The organism is Cognatishimia coralii, assembly GCF_037478305.1.
GTDB lineage: Bacteria > Pseudomonadota > Alphaproteobacteria > Rhodobacterales > Rhodobacteraceae > Cognatishimia > Cognatishimia coralii.
Window position 1 is genome coordinate 19,885 of record NZ_JBBGAZ010000020.1, and the last position, 18,587, is coordinate 38,471.

The 18,587-nt window shown below is 59.7% G+C and carries 17 protein-coding genes and 1 pseudogene; 14 read left to right on the forward strand and 4 right to left on the reverse strand.

The window, feature by feature from the left end:
• Positions 1-11: 11 nt before the first annotated feature.
• Positions 12-305: a hypothetical protein gene (locus tag WG622_RS18405; protein ID WP_339404816.1), complete on the reverse strand. Its 294-nt coding sequence runs from the start codon at positions 303-305 to the stop codon at positions 12-14.
• A gap of 145 nt (positions 306-450) precedes the next feature.
• On the opposite strand from WG622_RS18405, the gene WG622_RS18410 reads away from it, so the two are divergent.
• Positions 451-1,464: a hypothetical protein gene (locus WG622_RS18410; protein ID WP_161353827.1), complete on the forward strand. Its 1,014-nt coding sequence runs from the start codon at positions 451-453 to the stop codon at positions 1,462-1,464.
• A 55-nt stretch (positions 1,465-1,519) separates the two neighbouring features.
• Here WG622_RS18410 and WG622_RS19275 read toward each other — a convergent pair whose 3' ends face one another.
• Genes WG622_RS19275 through WG622_RS18420 form a run of 3 tightly spaced genes read right to left on the reverse strand, consistent with a single transcriptional unit; the run spans position 1,520 to position 4,996 of the window.
• Positions 1,520-1,849 (reverse strand): TetR/AcrR family transcriptional regulator, encoded by a 330-nt coding sequence (locus tag WG622_RS19275; protein WP_367022248.1) that lies wholly within the window; start codon positions 1,847-1,849, stop codon positions 1,520-1,522.
• A gap of 55 nt (positions 1,850-1,904) precedes the next feature.
• Positions 1,905-3,515: a GMC family oxidoreductase gene (locus WG622_RS18415; protein WP_161353829.1), complete on the reverse strand. Its 1,611-nt coding sequence runs from the start codon at positions 3,513-3,515 to the stop codon at positions 1,905-1,907.
• A gap of 35 nt (positions 3,516-3,550) precedes the next feature.
• Complete coding sequence (locus WG622_RS18420; protein WP_161353830.1) at positions 3,551-4,996, reverse strand: coniferyl aldehyde dehydrogenase; 1,446 nt, start codon at positions 4,994-4,996, stop codon at positions 3,551-3,553.
• 95 nt (positions 4,997-5,091) lie between these two features.
• On the opposite strand from WG622_RS18420, the pseudogene WG622_RS18425 reads away from it, so the two are divergent.
• The 13 genes and pseudogenes from WG622_RS18425 to WG622_RS18485 form a co-directional block, all read left to right on the forward strand.
• Positions 5,092-5,331: pseudogene (locus WG622_RS18425) on the forward strand (transposase); the annotation flags it as partial.
• 370 nt (positions 5,332-5,701) lie between these two features.
• Positions 5,702-6,490, forward strand: a complete 789-nt coding sequence (locus WG622_RS18430; RefSeq protein ID WP_161353831.1) for an enoyl-CoA hydratase/isomerase family protein — start codon at positions 5,702-5,704, stop codon at positions 6,488-6,490.
• An 11-nt stretch (positions 6,491-6,501) separates the two neighbouring features.
• Positions 6,502-7,740, forward strand: a complete 1,239-nt coding sequence (locus WG622_RS18435; RefSeq protein WP_093455119.1) for a thiolase family protein — start codon at positions 6,502-6,504, stop codon at positions 7,738-7,740.
• Positions 7,741-7,749: 9 nt separating this feature from the next.
• The gene (locus tag WG622_RS18440) at positions 7,750-8,886 is read left to right on the forward strand and encodes an acyl-CoA dehydrogenase family protein (protein ID WP_093455116.1); all 1,137 of its coding nucleotides are present in this window, start codon (positions 7,750-7,752) and stop codon (positions 8,884-8,886) included.
• A gap of 11 nt (positions 8,887-8,897) precedes the next feature.
• Positions 8,898-9,671, forward strand: coding sequence for an SDR family NAD(P)-dependent oxidoreductase (locus tag WG622_RS18445; protein WP_093455115.1), 774 nt, complete (start codon positions 8,898-8,900; stop codon positions 9,669-9,671).
• A 4-nt stretch (positions 9,672-9,675) separates the two neighbouring features.
• Positions 9,676-10,791, forward strand: coding sequence for a CaiB/BaiF CoA transferase family protein (locus WG622_RS18450; RefSeq protein ID WP_093455118.1), 1,116 nt, complete (start codon positions 9,676-9,678; stop codon positions 10,789-10,791).
• Entirely contained in the window at positions 10,788-11,669 is an 882-nt protein-coding gene (locus tag WG622_RS18455) for a branched-chain amino acid ABC transporter permease (RefSeq protein WP_093455114.1), read from the forward strand. Before WG622_RS18450 ends, WG622_RS18455 begins: the two co-directional genes overlap by 4 nt.
• Before the next feature lie 4 nt (positions 11,670-11,673).
• The gene (locus WG622_RS18460) at positions 11,674-12,753 is read left to right on the forward strand and encodes a branched-chain amino acid ABC transporter permease (protein WP_093455113.1); all 1,080 of its coding nucleotides are present in this window, start codon (positions 11,674-11,676) and stop codon (positions 12,751-12,753) included.
• Positions 12,750-13,517 carry an ABC transporter ATP-binding protein gene (locus WG622_RS18465; RefSeq protein ID WP_093455112.1) on the forward strand — a complete coding sequence of 256 codons (768 nt, stop codon included), beginning with the start codon at positions 12,750-12,752 and terminating at the stop codon, positions 13,515-13,517. The genes WG622_RS18460 and WG622_RS18465 overlap by 4 nt, the downstream gene beginning before the upstream one ends.
• Entirely contained in the window at positions 13,514-14,284 is a 771-nt protein-coding gene (locus tag WG622_RS18470) for an ABC transporter ATP-binding protein (RefSeq protein WP_093455111.1), read from the forward strand. The genes WG622_RS18465 and WG622_RS18470 overlap by 4 nt, the downstream gene beginning before the upstream one ends.
• Positions 14,281-16,119, forward strand: a complete 1,839-nt coding sequence (locus WG622_RS18475) for an AMP-dependent synthetase/ligase (protein ID WP_303964698.1) — start codon at positions 14,281-14,283, stop codon at positions 16,117-16,119. Before WG622_RS18470 ends, WG622_RS18475 begins: the two co-directional genes overlap by 4 nt.
• A gap of 20 nt (positions 16,120-16,139) precedes the next feature.
• A complete protein-coding gene (locus tag WG622_RS18480; protein WP_303964697.1) occupies positions 16,140-17,300 on the forward strand; it encodes an ABC transporter substrate-binding protein in 1,161 nt (386 codons plus the stop codon).
• A gap of 62 nt (positions 17,301-17,362) precedes the next feature.
• The gene (locus WG622_RS18485) at positions 17,363-17,974 is read left to right on the forward strand and encodes a TetR/AcrR family transcriptional regulator (protein ID WP_170848854.1); all 612 of its coding nucleotides are present in this window, start codon (positions 17,363-17,365) and stop codon (positions 17,972-17,974) included.
• Positions 17,975-18,587: the final 613 nt, after the last annotated feature.

Sequence of the window (18,587 nt, forward strand, 5' to 3'; positions counted from 1 at the left end):
TTATTAGGGTACTACGACAGCCACATTTCCCGCAGCGTTTGCGCAATGATTTCCTCGACGGCCTGGCTGATCCTTGTGCGTCTGGCACCGCTCGTTCTTGGCAGAAGGGAAGACACTCGGCGTTCGTCACGGTATCGGCTCAAGTGGTTGTAGATCTGGCGCGCCGACAGGCGCAATTCGGACGCCGCGCGCGCGACCGCGTCTCGCATTGGTTCCGTGCCATCTAGAATGCGGTCCAGCTCTCGCGCAATGCGCGTGGCCTTGCTCCAGGCCTCGTCAGAGGGTTCCTGTCCGTTCAGCGTCATAAGCCGGTCGTCTCAGAGTGTCTCAACATCATTTTCCGCCCTAATTCTCTCGCTTATTGAAATGCGAGATAAAAATTGAAATCGCAACGTAATATTCTACGTCTATTTCCGCCTCATCCTGCTGAAATCGTTTAAGAACCTTTTGATGAAACGACAATGCAATTGCGACAAAGAGGATCTCTGGTTTCTGCCTGGGCCACTCGAGGAAGAACCGGATGATTTGCTTCCCGGGCCACGGGCAGAACCGCCCGACACTGCTGTCATCGCAGACTGGGCAAAGGCAGAAAGCGTTCACGCTGCTCGACTGGCACGGGTCGCTGGACGTCTGGGTGCTCTGGATGACCGGCTGCTGCGTGGCCCGGAAGGTTGGCGGCATAGGCTCGCGTTGATCGAGGCGGCGGACCTCAGCTGGTTCGCAGGGGATCGGGTGAGTTCTGATCGTCTGGCGCTCTGGGTATCGATGCGGTTGTCAGGCGCACAGGATGACCCAAATGCCCTGGCAAGAGTTGGATGGGCTGTTCGGCGCCTGACAGGCGGCCCCGGACCAAAGGGCGATTTGGCCGCCTTCCTGGATCGCCGTGATCCCGAGAACATTGAGGACAGTGCCGAGCGTCTCAAAGATCGCGCGGGCGGATGGCTGAAGGTATTGGCAGCTGCGGCCGATCTTCATCCAATCACGCGGGCTTGCATGGGGTATCACCTCTGGAGCCTCGCGGGCCTCGGACAATACGGAGACCAGATCGAAGCCGCCGTCACCGCGTCCAGGATCGCGGCAAGCGATGGCACCGGCGCCATCTTCGCACCGCTCGCTATGGGCGGGGCAGGGGGGCTGCGTGCCTCGGGCTTGCCGCCCGAACGTTTGGCCCGCTGGCTGGATGGGATGAGCAGCGCGATTTTATCGGCGATGCGAGTACTTGACGATACTGAAAGGTGGGCGGCGCGGGCGGAGTCCGACATGGCGCATTTGTCGGGTCGCACGCCGGTCGCCTTGCGTAAAGCTTTCTCTCAGTGGCCATTGGTCTCTGCACCAATGGCTGAATCCGTGACCGGAGCCAGTCGCGCCGCCATTCAACGCAATCTGGCGTGGATGGAAGAAAGCGGTTTGATCCGCGAGGTGACAGGGCAGGGGCGCTTCAGGATATGGACTCTCGAAAACTGAAAGTCGATTCCCGGGTGTGCTGGTTAATTTCAATGTGCCAGCATGACAGAGATTGTCATGCCGCGATGTTGCTACAAATGCAAACCGGATACGAGGCTGTCAAATGGACTTTCTCAAAAGCTGCCAATCTGTTGCGCGTCGCTGACATGGCGACCTCGCGGTATGACGGAATCCGCTTGCAGGACGTGACGGACGAGTTCGGTTGCTTTATTGCGCACCTTCGAGAAGGAGATTCGATTGTGCACTGCAGCAGGATGTCTTCCTTGTTCTTCACATAGTAACAGAGGGCAGGCTTGGAAACATCGAGCAGGTCGGCCAATTTGCCAATTGACGTTTCCGAATACCTCTTGGTGGTGAACTCGTGCGCGGCCGTATCCAGCAACACCCAGCGCTTCAGCTTCTGCTGATGCTCGGCATCCTTGGCCTTGCGGGCGAATTGATCAGGTTGCGGCTGCGTCCTCCTTAATCATGTCGGCGGATTTTTCACCGATCATGATACAGGTGGCATTGGTGTTGCCGTTGATGATCTCGGGCATGATTGAGGCATCGGCGACACGCACATTGGCCAGTCCCTTGACCTTGAGCCGCGCATCGACCACGGCCATGTCGTCGCGGCCCATCTTGCAGGTGCCGACCGGGTGATACGCATGGTTGACCTCGGCGCGCAGGTAGTCGTCGATCTCGGCATCGGTATTGAGATAACGCTTTGGGTAAAGCGGCTTGGCGATCATATCCTTCAGCGGTGAGCCGTGCAGGATGTCCTGCGTCACCTTGAAGGCATTGCGCATGTCCTTCAGGTCATCGGCGTGATCCAGCAGGTTCAGGTCGATATTGGGCTCGGACCCCGGGTTGGCGTTCTTGAGCGTCAAACGCCCCCGGCTGCGCGGGTGACCGATATTGACAATCATGGTAAAGCCCCACTTGATCATCGACATGTAGTCATGGGCATGGTTGCGATAGGGCAACGGCACCATGTGAAGTTGGAAATCCGGGTTGTTCTTACCCGGCTCGGACCGCAGGAAGCCACCCGCCGCTGTGGGCGGATTGGCGAGCCAACCTTTGCGCCTGGTGAAATACTGGTAGAAGGCACCAAGGTTCTTGAGCGTGCCCAGTGGGCCAAGGGAAATTCCGGTGCGTTTCTTAGATTTGAACACGAACATCACGTCCGGGTGGTCATGCAGGTTTTCGCCCACGCCGGGCAATTCATGCTGCACCTTGATGCCATGTTTCTCCAACTCGGCCCGGGGTCCGATGCCCGAGAGCATCAGGACTTGCGGCGAGCCGAAGGCCCCGCCGCTGACGATGACCTCCTTGTTCACCCCGACCCGCTTGGTTTCGCCGCCCTGGTCGTATTCGACGGCCACCGCGCGCCCGTCTTCCATGACGATCCGGCGCACCGTGGCCTTAACCTGGATATCCAAGTTCTTGCGGTCCGTGATCGGGTCGAGATAGCAGAACTTGACCGAGGCGCGTTCGCCGTTCTTGGTGGTGAACTGGTAGATGCCCAGCCCTTCGCGATTGGCGCCGTTAAAATCCGGGGTCTTGGGGTATTCCAGCTTCTCGCCCGAGGAGAGGAAGGCGTTGTAGAAATCAAACGAGGCATCGCCGTTGCTGACATGCAAGGGACCGCTGTCGCCGTGATAGTCATCCGCACCGCGTTCGTTGTTTTCGGCCTTTCGGAAATAGGGCAGCACCTCGTCATAGCTCCAGCCTTCGTTGCCGAGTTCGGACCAGCGGTCATAGTCACCGGATTCGCCACGGATATAGACCATGCCGTTCATGCCGGACGAACCGCCCAGCATCTTGCCGCGCGGGTTATAAAGCGCACGGTTGTTAAGATTTTTCTGCGGCGTGGTGTTGAAGCGCCAGTTCAGCTTGTTGATTTTGTAGTTCTGGATCAGCCCGGCGAACATGCCGGGAATCGAAACGAATTTCGAGTTACCCGGACCCCCTGCCTCGAGAAGCGTGACGGTAGTGTTCGGATCCTCGGATAGCCGCGCGGCAACCACTCCTCCCGAAGATCCTCCACCAATGACTACATAATCTGCCATTGTTACTCTCCCTGTTACCATTTTTTGTGTCTGTGTCAGACGATTTTCTTCATGACCGCCAAGAGCGTGTCGGTGAGCCTGCTGTAGGGCGGATTCAGAAGGTTGGCCGAGTTCAGCCGCGCCTGCCGGAAGACCGGCTTGTGGGCGCTGAAACTGTCAAACCCAGCCTTGCCGGTATGGGTGCCCATGCCGCTGGCCCCAATGCCGCCGAAGGGCAACTTTTCCTGGAACACGTGGAACAGGGTTTCGTTGACGCACATCCCCCCGGCCCAGGTGTTTTGCAGCATGTGTTTTTCACGGGCGCGGTCATGGCCAAACCAATAGAGCGCCAACGGACGGTCATGGCTGTTGATATAGCCCGTGACCTCATCCAGGCTGTCATAGGTCTTGATCGACAGAACCGGGCCGAACACTTCCTCCTGCATCACTGCCATGTCGTCGCTGGGGTTGATCACTATATTCAGCGGCAGAATCCGGTTGTTGGTATTGCCCTCGCCACCATCGGGGTTGACCGTCACCACCTTTGCCCCCTTGTCACGGGCATCGGTGACCAGATTGCGCAGCCGGTCGTAATGGCGGTCCGAAACGATCGTGGTGTAGTCTACGTTGCCATCGAGGTTGGGAAAGAACTTGGTAAAGCCCTTCTTCATATCCCCGACGAACCCATCAAGCTTTTCGGTGGGCACAAAGACGTAGTCCACTCCGATACAGGTCTGGCCACAGTTCAGCACCTTGCCGCGCAGGATCGAGCTGACCGCCTTGGCCGGATTATAGGAATGGTCGATGATCGCGGGGCTCTTGCCCCCCAGTTCCAGCGTGACAGGCGTCAGGTTGGGTGCCGCGGCCTGGGCGATCTTGCGCCCCACGGCGGTGGACCCCGTAAAGATCAGGTGGTCAAAAGGCAGTTCGGCAAAGGCATTGCCCAGCTCGGCCCCGCCGGTGACGACGGCCAACAGGTCCTCGTCAAAATTGTCGGAAACGAGATTGCCCAGAAGTTCGGTTGTATGTACCGTGACCTCGCTGGGCTTGATCATCATACGGTTGCCTGCGGCCAGCGCATGCACCGCCGGAAGAAGCGCGATGGCATAGGGATAGTTCCAGGGAGCGATATTGCCGATCACTCCTAGGGGCTGCGGCACCACCTTGCATGTGGCCGGCAGCGAATGCAGGCTTGTGCCCACCCGGCGCGGGCGCATCCATTTGCGCAGGTGACGGCGGGCATGTTTGGCGCCCTGGATGACAAGGAACAAATCGCTCAGCGTGGTTTCGCGCACCGAGCGGTTGCCGAAATCCTTGTCGATGACATTACAAATGTCGTGCTTGTGTTTCTCGGTCAGTTTCAGCAGCTTTTCGACATTGCCGCACCGTTCTTCGTAGGACGGGTAGGGGTTGGCATTGGAGGCGGCTTTCTGGCAGGTGAAAAGCGCCTTGAGATCGTCGATGGAGGTGTCAGGGACGATAGGCGTGGCATAGGAATTCATGGTTAGTCCTTTGTATCAATTTCGAGGAAGCGGCGCAGCATATCGCAGGCCATTGTCTGTTCTTCGGTCTTGAACATCCTGCTCTCCTATCGCGCCAGCACCGCACCAAGCTTCACAGCACCAACCCCATCGAGCGCCTGAACAAGGAAGTGAAACGGCGCGCAGATGTCGTCGGCATCTTCCCCAACGAGGCATCCATCACCCGCCTAATCGGCGCCGTGCTGTTCGAGCAAAACGACGAATGGCAGACCGCCAGCCGTTATATGATGGTCGAGGCATTCGCACAGATCGACAACGAGGAGACAGACCCAATTCTCAGCATCAAAGCCGCCTGATCATGACCTCGGGCCACCCGACAAATTACACCACGTGCGCGGACACTAACTCCTACTCGTTGCCGCTGTCGGGAGCGGGACCTGTCAGAAATCTGCGATGTGTAGCCGACTGAATTTGTTCGGTGTTGCCTGTTCGGCATTCCTGAAGCGCAAGCACACATGATTACCGACAGGCAGCAATTCCTGTGAGATTTCCTTCGCGAACAACGAGTCTCGCCCGAAAAAGCTGTCACTCTGATTCTCGGTTTTTTACAGGTTTTATGAACCCCCATTCGAGCGTTTCTTCCAAGGTGCTGTAATAGATAAGGAAATTTGATGTTGACAGCGCAGGCTTATTATTACTTACTGGTCAGTAAATAAAGGTATGAAAATGCAACATGCAAATGTCATTTTGGAGATGCGGGGATCGGCGGCCTGGTTGCGCCTGAACAGACCCACCGAATTGAACGCTCTTTCGCGGGACATGGTCTTGGAGCTTGGGGAGGCGCTTGAGCGCATTCGTCGTGACGAAAAGCTGCGCGTTGTGGTGCTGACCGGCAGCGGCCGGGCGTTCTGTGCGGGCGCTGATCTCAAGGCGGTGCAAGCTGGTCTGTCACAGGAGCGGTCCGACGACGGCGACTTCCTTGATGCCGTAGCGGAGGTTTTTCAGATTCTCCGCGATTTTCCCAAACCCGTCATTGGTGGCCTGAACGGCGTGACCGTCGCCGGCGGTCTGGAACTGGCCATGTGCTGCGACGTACTGATCACCGCAGAAAGCGCGAAGATCGGTGATGCGCATGCCAATTTTGGGGTCTTTCCGGGGGCCGGTGGCGCTGCTGTCCTGCCCTCTCGGATTGGCCTGCCGAACGCTAAATATCTGCTGTTTTCCGGCCGAAGTCTGCCGGCGCGCGATTGGTTGCGCATGGGGCTTGTGCAGGAAGTTGTTGCCGATGATGCGCTTGAGGCTCGTCTGGACACGTTCGCAAGTGATCTGGCTGACAAAAGCCCGCTCGTCCTGTCGCGCATGAAAGCGGTCGCCAACGCGTCAGTAGATATGTCGCAAGCCGAAGCTCTGGTCTGGGAATTGTCGGTCCTGCGCGACCACCTGACATCAAACGACGCTGCCGAAGGGCTGGCGGCGTTTTCGGAGAAACGCAAACCGGTCTTTGCCGGAAACTGATGAGGACCAAGATGGACAAGGTTTACATAACCGGCGTGGCGATGACGCGCATGGGACGCCTGGACGGGGCGACTGTGAAGTCGCTGTCCCGCGAGGCCGTCACCGGGGCCCTGGCTGATGCCGGGATTTCCGCCGGTGCGGTCGAAGCCGCCTATTTCTCGAACGCCACCCAGCGGCATCTGGAAGGCCAGTTGATGATCCCGGGCCAGATCGCCCTGCGCGATATGGGGATCGAGGGCATTCCGGTTGTGAACGTCGAAAACGCCTGTGCCAGCGGATCAACCGCCCTGAACCTGGCGGCGCAGTTTCTGAAGGCAGGCGAAGGAGACGTGGCGTTGGCCGTCGGGGCCGAGAAGATGTGGACTGGTGACAAGGCCAAGATGTTCAGCTTTTTCGACTCGGGCTGGGAACTGGCGACTGCCGAGGAGAATGAAAAACAACTGCTGGCGCTGGGACATGGGATCGATCTGCCGGAAGGCAGCGAGTCCGAAAAACCCTATTCCGTTTTCATGGCCGTCTACGCCGCCTTTGCCCGCGCGCATATGCGCCTCTTTGGGACGACACAGGCGCAATTCGCGGCCATCGCGGCCAAGAACCACATGCATTCGGTGGAAAACGACAAGGCGCAGTTCCGCGATCCCTACACTGTTGGCGACGTGCTGGGCGCGCCGCCGATCACCTATCCGCTGACCCTGCCGATGTGCGCCCCGATGAGCGATGGCGGTGCTGCGGCGGTGCTGATGACCGAAGCGGGCATGAAGCGCCACGGCATTTCCCGAGACCGCGCCATCGAGTTGCGTGCCAGCGTGATCCAGACCGGTTCGGACCGGGATGGCGACGACTTTGAAAACCATCTGACCGCTAAGGCGGCCCGGCGCGCCTATGAGAAGGCCGGGCTTGGGCCCGAGGACGTCTCGGTCGCCGAGGTGCATGACGCCACTGCTGTGGGCGAGCTGATCCAGATCGAAAACCTTGGTCTTTTTCCCTTTGGTGAGGGCGCGGCAGCCTCCGAACGTGGCGAGACCACGATTGGCGGGCGTGTGCCGGTCAACCCGTCGGGTGGGCTGGAGTGCAAGGGCCACCCGATCGGCGCCACCGGTCTGGGGCAGGTCTATGAGCTTGTCAGCCAGCTGCGCGGCGAATGCGGCACGCGCCAGGTCGAAGGGGCAAAGGTGGCAATTGCAGAGAACGGTGGTGGGCTGATCGGGATCGAAGAGGCCGTGGCCTCGGTCCTGATTCTGGCACGATAGGAGAGCGAGATGTTCAAGACCGAAGAACAGACAATGGCCTGCGACATGCTGCGTCGCTTCCTCGATGACCAGATCGAACCGGAATACCTGAAGGTCAAGGATGCGCCGTTTGAAAAAGAGGTGATCCAGGGGTTCCTCACGCAACTGTCCGAATTCGGCCTGACCTCGGCCCCCCATCCCGAAGAGGCGGGTGGCATGGGGCTCGATTGGTCCACGCACCTGATGCTATTCGAAGAGGTCGGCGTCACGGCGATGGACATTGCGTTGCCGATCCTAATCAACGTGGTGGGCGCCGACCTTTTGCTTCGCCTTGGAACCGATGAACAACGCGCGCGCTATATCCCACAGCTTCTGGCGGGTGAGACATCCGTGGCCATCGGCATCTCTGAGCCGGGTGTCGGCTCGGACGTGGCGGCGGTCAAGACACGCGCCCGCAAGGATGGCGGCGATTGGGTGATTTCGGGCGAAAAGACCTGGATTTCGAACGGGCGTTTCGCCGATTTCCTGATCTGCACCTGCAACACCGGCGAGGGGTTGACGCATATCCTGGTCGACCGCAAGGAACACGGGTTCGAAACCCGCGACATCCCCAAGATCGGCCTCAATGCACAGTCGACCTCGCAGGTCTTCCTCGATGAGGTGCGGGTGCCCGTTGAGAACACCATCGGCGCCGAAGGGCGCGGGTTGCAGCAGACGCTGGTCGTGTTCGAACGCGCGCGGGTGCATATGGCGATGTGGGGCATCGCGCTGGCGCGCCGGGCGCTTGAGGAATCGATCCGTTACGCGCAAGAGCGCAACCAGCATGGCAAGCAGATCGCCGGGCATCAGATGATTGCCGACAAGATCGCCACCATGGCAACCGAGATCGACGCCGCGCGCCTGCTGACCCATCGTGCCGCCGGCATGATCGACCGCGATGAACGCTGCGACACGGAATGCGCCATGGCCAAGTGGTACGGCACCGAGATCGCGGTGAACGCCACGCGGCAGGCGGTGCAGATCCATGGCGGCAACGGCGTGACCCGCGAGTTCATCGTCGAACGCCTGGCCCGCGAAGCCATCATCGGGCCGATCCCGGACGGGACCACAGAGATTCAGAAACTGCTGATCGCCCGGTCCCTGACCGGTGTGGCGGCGTTCAAATAGGGGCCCAGGTCATGAAGATAGAAGGCAAGACCATTATCGTGACCGGCGGGGCCTCGGGACTTGGTGCTGCGACGGCAGAATACCTGCACGGGCTGGGTGCACAGGTGGCCATGTTCGACCGCGACATGGAACAGGGCACCGCGCTGGCCGACCGTTTGGGCGCGGACCGGGCCATGTTCCGGCAGGTGGATGTGACCAGCGACGAGCACGTGTCCGAGGCCATCTCGGCTGTGGTCGACCGCTTTGGCGCGCTGCATGTCGCCATCAACTGTGCCGGTGTGGTCAGCCCGATGAAGGTGGTCGACCGCGAGGGCGCACCTGCGTCTCTCGATGCCTTTCGCCGCACGGTCGAGATCAACCTTGTGGGCACGTTCAACGTGATGAGCCAGGCCGCCGCGCGGATGCTGGAAAACCCGCCCGAAGACGGGGAAGAGCGTGGCGTGATCGTCAACATCTCGTCCGGGGCGGCCTATGAAGGCCAGATCGGGCAGACTGCCTATGCCTCGTCCAAGGCCGGTGTGATAGGGCTCAACCTGCCTGCCGCGCGCGAGCTGGGGCCGAAAGGCATCCGTATCAACGCCATCGCGCCGGGACTGTTTGGCACACCGATGGTGATGAGCCTCGGAGATGAGGTCGTCGCCTCGCTCGAAGAAAGCGTCGAGGCCCCCAAGCGGGTGGGCCGGATGGAAGAATTCGCCCATGCCTGCGCTTTTCTGATCGAAAACAGCTACATGAACGGCGCGACCCTGCGTCTGGATGCCGCCACGCGGCTGCGGGCGAGGTGACGAGATGCTGACACGCAACGGTCCCCTCAAAGGTGTTCGGGTCATCGAAATGGCCGGGATCGGGCCTGCGCCCTTTGCGGCCATGCATCTGGCCGACATGGGCGCCGAAGTGGTGCGGATCACGCGCCCCGGTCAGGCTTTCCCCTTGCCGATCGATGAGAAACACAACCTGTTCAATCGCTCGCGGCGCAGTCTGGTGCTCGATCTGCGGCAGGCAAATGATGCTGAAAAGCTCTGGGGGCTGATCGAGCGGGCCGAGATTCTGATCGAGGGCTTCCGCCCCGGCAAGATGGAGAAACTCGGATTCGCTCCAGAGGCGGTTCTGGCACGCAATCCGGCGCTGGTCTATGGCCGCATGACCGGATGGGGACAGACCGGGCCGCTGGCACAGGCTGCCGGGCATGATCTGAACTATGCCGCGATCACGGGCGCGGTTCATGGGCTGGGCGAGGCCGACCGGCCCCCGCCCGCGCCAATGAACCTGATTGCCGATCAGGGTGGTGGCGCGATGATGCTGAATGTCGGCATCCTCGCGGCCCTGACCCATGCGCGCGCAACCGGCGAGGGTCAGGTGGTCGACGCGGCCATGTGCGATGGGGTCAACCTCTTGATGACCATGCAACACGGGCTGGCGGCCGGTGGGGCCTGGAGCGGCGAGCGCGCTGGCGATTTCATCAATGGCGGGGTGGCGTGGTATCGTTGTTACGAAACCGCCGACGGAAAGTTCATATCCATCGGCTGTGTCGAGCCACAGTTCTTTACCGAATTCCTGCGCCTGACCGGGCTGAGCGATGATCCGCGTTTTGCCGACCAATATGCGCCCGAGGCGCAGCCGGCCATGCGCGAGGCCCTGACCGAACTGTTCCTGACCCGGACACAGGCCGAATGGTGCGAGGTGCTGGAAGGCAGCGATGCCTGCTTTGCGCCGGTGGTGCCACTGGCCGAAGCTGCCACACACCAGCACAACCGGGCACGCGAGAGCTTTGTCACCGTGGACGGCATCGAAATGCCCGCCCCGGCCCCCCGATTCTCACAAACCCCGCCAGACATTCCGACAACCGGTGACGCCGGTTTCGTCGAAATGAACGAAATCCTAGAGCATTGGAGGGCCGCCATATGACCGGTCTGAGTTTCGCCGACGCCATACAGCTTTTGCTGGTCGGCCTGTCACAGGGCTGTCTCTACAGCCTGATCGCCATCGGCCTGGTGCTGGTCTACAAGGCTACCGAGCAGGTGAACTTCGCCCAGGGCGAGTTCATGATGCTGGGGGCCTTTGTAGGCTATCAGTTCATCGTGCTTTGGGGGTTGCCTTATTGGCTGGGGGCCTTGCTGACGCTCGTGTTCATGGGCGGGTTCGGTTACGGGGTCGACGCGCTTGTTGTGCGGCGGCTCACCGGGCAGCCGGTGTTCACCGTTTTTATCCTGACGCTGGCGCTGGGAATTGCACTGCGCGCCGTGGCCGGGATTGTATGGGGCTTTGGCAACTATTCGCTGCCTGCCCCGGTTGAGGGCAATCTGACGCTTGGGTCGGTCATCATTGGCTGGTCCAGCGTTCTGGCGATCCTGGTAACCGCCATCGTGGCCAGCGGGCTTTACGCCTTCTTCCGCTATGCCCGCCAAGGCGTGGCGATGCAGGCCTTGTCCCTGAACCAATTGGCGGCCTTTTACATGGGCATCCCCGTCAAGCGCCTGACCTCGTCCATCTGGGCCATGTCCGCAATCTTCGGCGCCATCGCCGGCCTGCTCCTGGGCCCGGTCACGCTGGTCTCGACGCAGATGGGATTTGTCGGCTTCAAAGCCTTTGCCGGCGCCATTGTCGGCGGGTTCGGATCGATCCCCGGCGCCGTTCTGGGCTGTTTGCTGATCGGCGTGACCGAGCCGTTCTTCGACATCATGTTCCCGACGTTCAAGGGCATCGGCGCCTATCTGATCATGTTCGTCGTGCTGCTGATCCGGCCCGAAGGGCTGCTGGCACAAATCTACGCAAAGAAGGTATAGGCTCATGCGCGTTCTTTTCCGCAAATCCTACAAGCAGGACATCCGCCTGTTTCGCGACCGCACACAGGCTTTCTGGTATCTGCTGTTCTTGTGTATCGCGCTTGCCGCCCCGCTGTTCCTTGACGGCTACTTTCTGGACGAATTGTCGTTTGTCTACATCTATGCCATCGCCGGCCTGGGTCTGATGATCCTCACCGGATTCTCGGGACAAGTGAGTTTCGGGCAGGCCGCCTTTGTTGCCATCGGCGCCTATGCTCATACCATCCTGCTCAGCCGCTACGGCGTGCCGTGGATCCTGTCGCTGCCCCTGGCGGCGCTGATCACTGGTTTGGTCGGGCTGGCCATCGGGCGCATCTGCGGGCGCATGCATGGCTTGTATCTCGCCATCGCTACGCTTTCGATTGCTATCGTGACCGAACGGCTGATCGGCGGCGGCGGCGATTTTACCGGCGGACATCGTGGCCTGCCGGTTCCGGGCATCGACATCTTCGGCATCGCCATCGACCAGAGCTGGAAGACCTACCTGTTAAATCTCGCCCTGTTTGTCGGCGCCATTCTGATGACGCGCAACCTGTTGCGCACACGGTCTGGCCGCGCCCTGATCGCGATCCGCGACAGCGAAGTTTCGGCCCGTTCGCTGGGCACGAATGTGGCCTTCTACAAAGCCTATGCCTTCTTCCTGTCGGCGGTGTTCGCCGGTCTGGCTGGTGGGCTTCTGGCGCATGCGTTCTACTACATTACACCGGAAACTTTCGGCATGGGTGAGAGCATTCGCCTGCTTCTTATGATCGTTGTCGGTGGGATCGGCACCATCCACGGGGCCATCTTCGGCGCGTTCTTCATCGTGCTGCTGCCCACCGTCCTGAGTTGGGTCAAGGTGCTGCTTCCCGGGGCCATAGCCACATCCGGCGGGTTCGACAGCCTCGCCTTCGGGATGATCCTTCTTGGCTTCATCCTGTTCGAACCTGATGGGCTCTATGGCCGCTGGGTCAAAATCCATCACTATTTCAACGTCTTCCCGATGTACAAGCGCCGCAGCTTCCAACGTCAGAAGACCTTCCTCAAGACGGAGCGTCTGAAATGAGCTGGCTTGAAGTCGAAAACGTGTCGCTGGCATTCGGTGGGCTGAAAGCCGTCGATAACCTGAGCTTCTCGGTGGAACCGGGCAAGGTATTCACCATCATCGGTCCCAATGGTGCCGGCAAGAGCACGGTGTTCAACCTGATCTGCCGCATCTATGACCCGCTGGAAGGCGATATCCGCTTTGGTGGCGAAAGCCTGCTGGGGGCCAGGCCCCACGAAGTGATCAACCACGGCATCGCCCGCACCTTCCAGAACATCGAATTGTTCGAGCATGCCTCACTTCTGGACAACCTGTTGATCGGCCGGTTCCGGCATGGGCGGTTCTCGCCGCTGAGCGAGCTGTTCTTCCTGCCCGGCCAATTACGCCAGGAACTGGAGCACCGCCGCAAGGCGGAAGAGGTTATCGAGTTTCTCGATCTCGAAGGCTACCGTCACGCCCGCGTCGCCGACCTGCCTTACGGCGTGCGCAAGAAAACCGAGATGGCGCGCGCGCTGGTCGCCAGCCCCGAGATCCTGTTGCTGGATGAGCCCTCCAGCGGGCTGACCACCGAGGAAACCGACGACACCGCCTTTGTGATCGAAGACATCCGCGAGGATCTGGGCATCACCGTGGTGATGATCGAGCACGACATGAAGCTGGTGAACAAGGTCTCGGACAAGGTTCTGGCAATCAACGAAGGCCGCTTCCTGGCCACCGGCAGCGCCTCGGAGGTGCAGGACGACCCGGATGTGCAGGCAGCCTATCTAGGGGGGGAAGCGGCATGAGCGAAGTTCTGAAAGTCCGCAATGTCGAAACCATGTATGGCCGCGTCATGGCGATCCGCGGTGTCAGCCTTTCGGTGCGCGAAGGCACCGTGGTCACGGTCATGGGATCGAACGGCGCTGGCAAGACCACTATCCTGAAAACCATCTCGGGGGCGCTCGACCCGTTCAAAGGTGAGATCACATTCAAGGGTAAGGCCATTACCGGCCTGGATCCGGATGTGATTGCCCGCACCGGTGTGGCCCATAGCCCCGAAGGACGCGAAGTGTTTGCGCTTTTGTCGGTGAAAGACAACCTGATGATGGGTGCCTATTGCCGCAAGGACCGCGACGAGGTGGCGCGCGATTTCGAAAAGGTGCTGGGCTGGTTCCCGGTCCTGCGCGAATTTCTCGACAAGCAGGCGATCTACCTGTCGGGCGGGCAACAGCAGATGGTGGCCCTTGGACGCGCCTTCATGGCACGGCCCAGCCTGATGCTGCTGGATGAGCCGTCGCTGGGTCTCTCGCCCCGGCTGATTTCCGAGATTTTCGCAATCATCAAGCGGATCAATGTCGAGGAAGGCATGACGATGCTGCTGGTGGAACAGAACGCCAGCGTCGCGCTTCCGGCCGCCGATTTCGGCTATGTGCTGGAAACCGGGCGGATCGTCATGGAAGGCGAACGCGACGTGCTGATGAACAGCGCCGATATCCGCGAATTTTACCTTGGCATCAAGGCCGACAGCGCGCGGGGCGACCGCCGCTGGAAAGCAAGGAAGACATGGCGATGAACGACATCTCTACACAAAACTGGACCCCGCCCGTCTTTGAAATCGACGGCTGCGACACACTGCCCAAGCTGTTTCGGCAGAACTGCCGGAAATTCGGGTCTGCGATCGCGATCCGCGAAAGGGATTTCGGCATCTGGGAAGAATACACCTGGACCGACTACTATCACCGGTCCCGGCAGGCAGGTTGTGCGCTGATGGCCTTGGGGGTCGATGCCGGCGACGTCGTGGCGATCATCAGCGAAGACAACAAGGAATGGGTGTTTTCCGATCTCGGCATCCAGTGCATCGGCGCGGTCACCCACGGGCTCTACCCGACCTTGCAGGAAAAACAGGTCGCCTATCAGCTCAACGACAGCGGCGCCAAGGTGTTGTTCGTCGAGGACGAGGAACAGCTCGACAAATACCTGCTGGTACAGGACGAGCTGCCGGGGATTGAAAAGGTCGTTGTCTACGACATGGAAGGCCTGCGCCGCTTTGAGCATGACAAGGTCATGGGATGGGAGGCATTCCTTGAACTCGCCAATGACAGCGACGCAAGCATTCAGGCCGCGTTCGAGTCGCGCTTGGACGCCGGCAAAGGCGAGGACATCGCCACGCTGATCTATACCTCGGGCACTACCGGCGCGCCCAAGGGCGCGATGATCTCGCACCGGTTCTTTCTGGCGCAGGCCGACAACCACCCGGAAATGCCGCTGGGCCCGGGTGACGAGATCCTGACCTTCCTGCCGCTGTGCCACGCCGCCGAGCGCATCATCTCGGTCGCGACCCCGATCCGGCATGGCATCACCATCAACATTGCCGAGAGCGGCGAGACCTTTAACGCCGACATTCAGGAGGTGGCCCCGACTTTTATCTTCGCGGTGCCACGGGTGTGGGAGAAGTTCTATTCCCGCATCAGTTTCATCATGAATGACGCCACCGCCTTTGGCCGCTTTGCCTATACTCAGGCGCTGAAAGTGGCCGAACGCCGCGCCGCGGTGTTGGCGGAGGGCAAAAAGGCGCCGCTGAGCCTGAGCCTTTTGCACAAGGCGCTCGATTTCTTGGTGTTGCGCAATATCCGCGTCGAACTGGGTCTGGCGCGGGCGCATACGATCGTCTCGGGTGCAGCGCCAATCTCGGCGCGGCTGCTCAGTTGGTTCAACGCACTCGGCGTCTCTGTGCAGGAAGCCTATGGACAGACCGAGACTGGCATTGTCACTGCCACGGTTCCAGGCCAATCGCCCATCGGGTCGATCGGGCGGGCCATGCGCGGCGTCGAAGCCAAACTGGCCGAGGATGGCGAGATCCTGATACGCGCGCGGTCAAACTTCTCTGGCTACCTGAGCCAGCCGGAAAAGACCGCCGAGACCATGGTGGATGGCTGGGTGCATACCGGCGATGTCGGCAAGATGGATGACAATTGCGATCTGACCATTCTGGACCGCAAGAAGGACATCATCATCACCGCCGGCGGCAAAAACATCACGCCCTCGCAGCTGGAAAACGAGCTGAAATTCTCGCCCTACATCTCGGACGCTGTGATCATTGGCGACAAGCGCAAGTACCTGACCGTGCTGATCATGATCGACCAGGAAACGGTCGAGAAATACGCGCAGGACAAGCGCATCCCGTTCTCGAACTACAAATCGCTCTGCGAAAGCGAGCCGATCATCGAGTTGATTGGCAACGAGGTGGACCGTGCGAATTCCGGATTTTCGCCGGTGGAACAAGTGAAGAAGTTCCGCTTGATCGACGTGCTTCTGACGGCTGAGGACGAGGAACTCACTCCGACGATGAAACTCAAACGCAACGAGGTCGAGCGCAAATACAAAGACCTCATCGACACCATGTACTGAACCTTGAAAGGGAGGAAATCATGAAGAAGTTTGCAATCGCGCTGGCATTTTCCGCGCTGGCCGCCGGGGCGGCGATCGCCGATCCGCAAGGCGTGACCGACGACAAGATCACGCTTGGCGCCTATACCGATCTCAGCGGTCCGCTGGCTGTCTGGGGTGTGCCCGAAGCCAACGGTCTGCGCATGCGCGTGGACGAGATCAATGCCACCGGCGGTATCCATGGCCGCCAGCTTGAGATCGTGATCGAGGACATGCAATATCAGGTGCCGCGCGCCATTCAGGCCGCCAACAAGCTGTTGCGCCGCGACAAGGTCTTTACCATGGTCGGCGCGCTTGGCACGCCGATGAACCTGGCCGTGATGCCGCAGCAGCTGGATGCTGGTGTGCCCAACATGTACCCGATCTCGGCAGCCGCCGAGATGGCCGAGCCACTCCACCCGATGAAATACGCCTTTTTCCGCTCCTATACGGAACAGTTCCGCGCGGGCGTGGCCTATTTCCACGCAAACGGCGGGTTTGAGACGCCCTGCGTCGCGCAGATCGCCAATGAAGCGGGCGAGTCGATGACGCTGGGTGTTGAGCAGCAATTGCACGAGATCGGCATGGAGATCGCCGCCAAGACCGAGCATTCGGCCACCGAGACAGACATGGTCTCGTCGGTAACCACGCTGAAGAATGCCGGCTGCGATATCGTGTTCCTGTCAACCGGCGTGGGCGACACGATCCGTATCGTTGCCACTGCCAAGAAGCTGGGTTTTGAGCCCACTTTCGTGGCCAGCATGGTGCCTTACATGGACGCCGTGGCCCAGGCGGCCGATGGCGCGATGGAAGGGCTGCATTTGGTGTCGCCTTTCGTCTATGCCGAAGCTGGCAGCGCCGATGGAGAAGCCAAGCGCATCCTCGAAAGCTATGCCGAGATCTACGGCGAGAAAATGGCGCCGCAGGCCCAGCTTGGCTATATCTTCATCGATCTGATCGCAACCGCGCTCGAAGCGGCCGGTCCGGAGTTGACCACCGAAGGGTTCCTTGCCGCGACCGAAGCGATCAATGGTTATGTCGATCCGATCGGCGGCCAGACCGTCAGCTTCGGCCCCGAAGATCACCAGGGGGTGGAAACGCTGATCCTGGCCAAGGTTGAAAACGGCGCCTGGACAGTTGCAGCCCGGGGCCTCGACTACTAAACTTGGTAAGATGCCGGGCGGGAAGAATTCTCGCCCGGCGCACAATTTCAAGCGAGGGTCATGTGCCTGCAATCCAGTGGCATAGAAAGACAAAAGACGTCGAAGAGCAGCAGGAACTGAAGCGCCGTGCCGTGTTGGACGTTGCGGCGAGACTGTTTTCGACAGTCGGTTACAAGAAAACCTCGCTCGATGATATCGCCGCCGAACTCGATCTGACCAAGCCTGCACTCTATTACTACGCCCGCAACAAGGAAGACATCCTGATGCAGTGCTCATTGGTGTCGCTGGAAGGGGTCAAGCTTTGCTTTGACGCGGCCCAGGTATCAACTGGCAACGGCCTTGACAGGTTGCGCGTGTTTTTTCGTTCTTACGCCGCATTGGTTGTGAGTGATTTCGGTTCCTCATTGATGCGCGAGGCGCGCCGCAACCTCACGGGCAGAAACCAGGACAAACTGCGCCAGACCCTGCGCGATGGTCAGGATTTCCTTGAAGAGATCATCAAGGCCGGCATTGAAGACAAATCGATCCGCCAAAGTTCAACAAAAAGACTGGCGCAGGTGCTGTTCTCGGCCTTCAACCAGATGCCGGAGTGGTACAACCCTGACGGTTCGGAACCTCCTGAGGTTATTGCCAACCAGATCCTTGAACTTGTCAGCGATGGAATACGAGCCTAGCGCACCCAATGCTGTGTTTTTGCGCTCAATTTCGGCATACAACCAGACCAGTCACAGTCGGGATTTCGGAATGCCGGTTGATTGGGGGGCAATTCATTCGGTGAAATCTGACGAAGATCGTTGCCCTGCCCACATATGCACAGGAGTATCCGCTACCGGCCATTTGATTATGCCGAGGAATGCAAGACGTTTGATGCTTGGTTCAATAGGGATAGGATTTCCGGTCGTTCCGCTTCACGAGGGATGGCGTTCAGGTTTCGCGGCGATTTCCGGCAGTACCGAACGACCACATATCCCTGTCATGGAACGCGGTCTCAATTCGCCCGAACGTAGCTTCCCGGTGCCGGCTCGATGGATTTGTACTTTCCGCGGTTGACGGGCTTTCGAGGCTTGACGGTCTTGCCGTCTTTGGCCTCGAGCCAGTCCGCCCAGTAGGGCCACCACGACCCCGGCATTTCCGTGGCCTTGGTCAGAAAATTCGCTGGTTGTCACTGTACCCTCATTAATCAGAATTGCCTTTAAAATTATCGTTTGTTTTCAGCGGCACGATGTACCCTTAATTTTCATATTGTACCGTTAATTGCCATACTGTACCCTTTATTAGCATACGGTC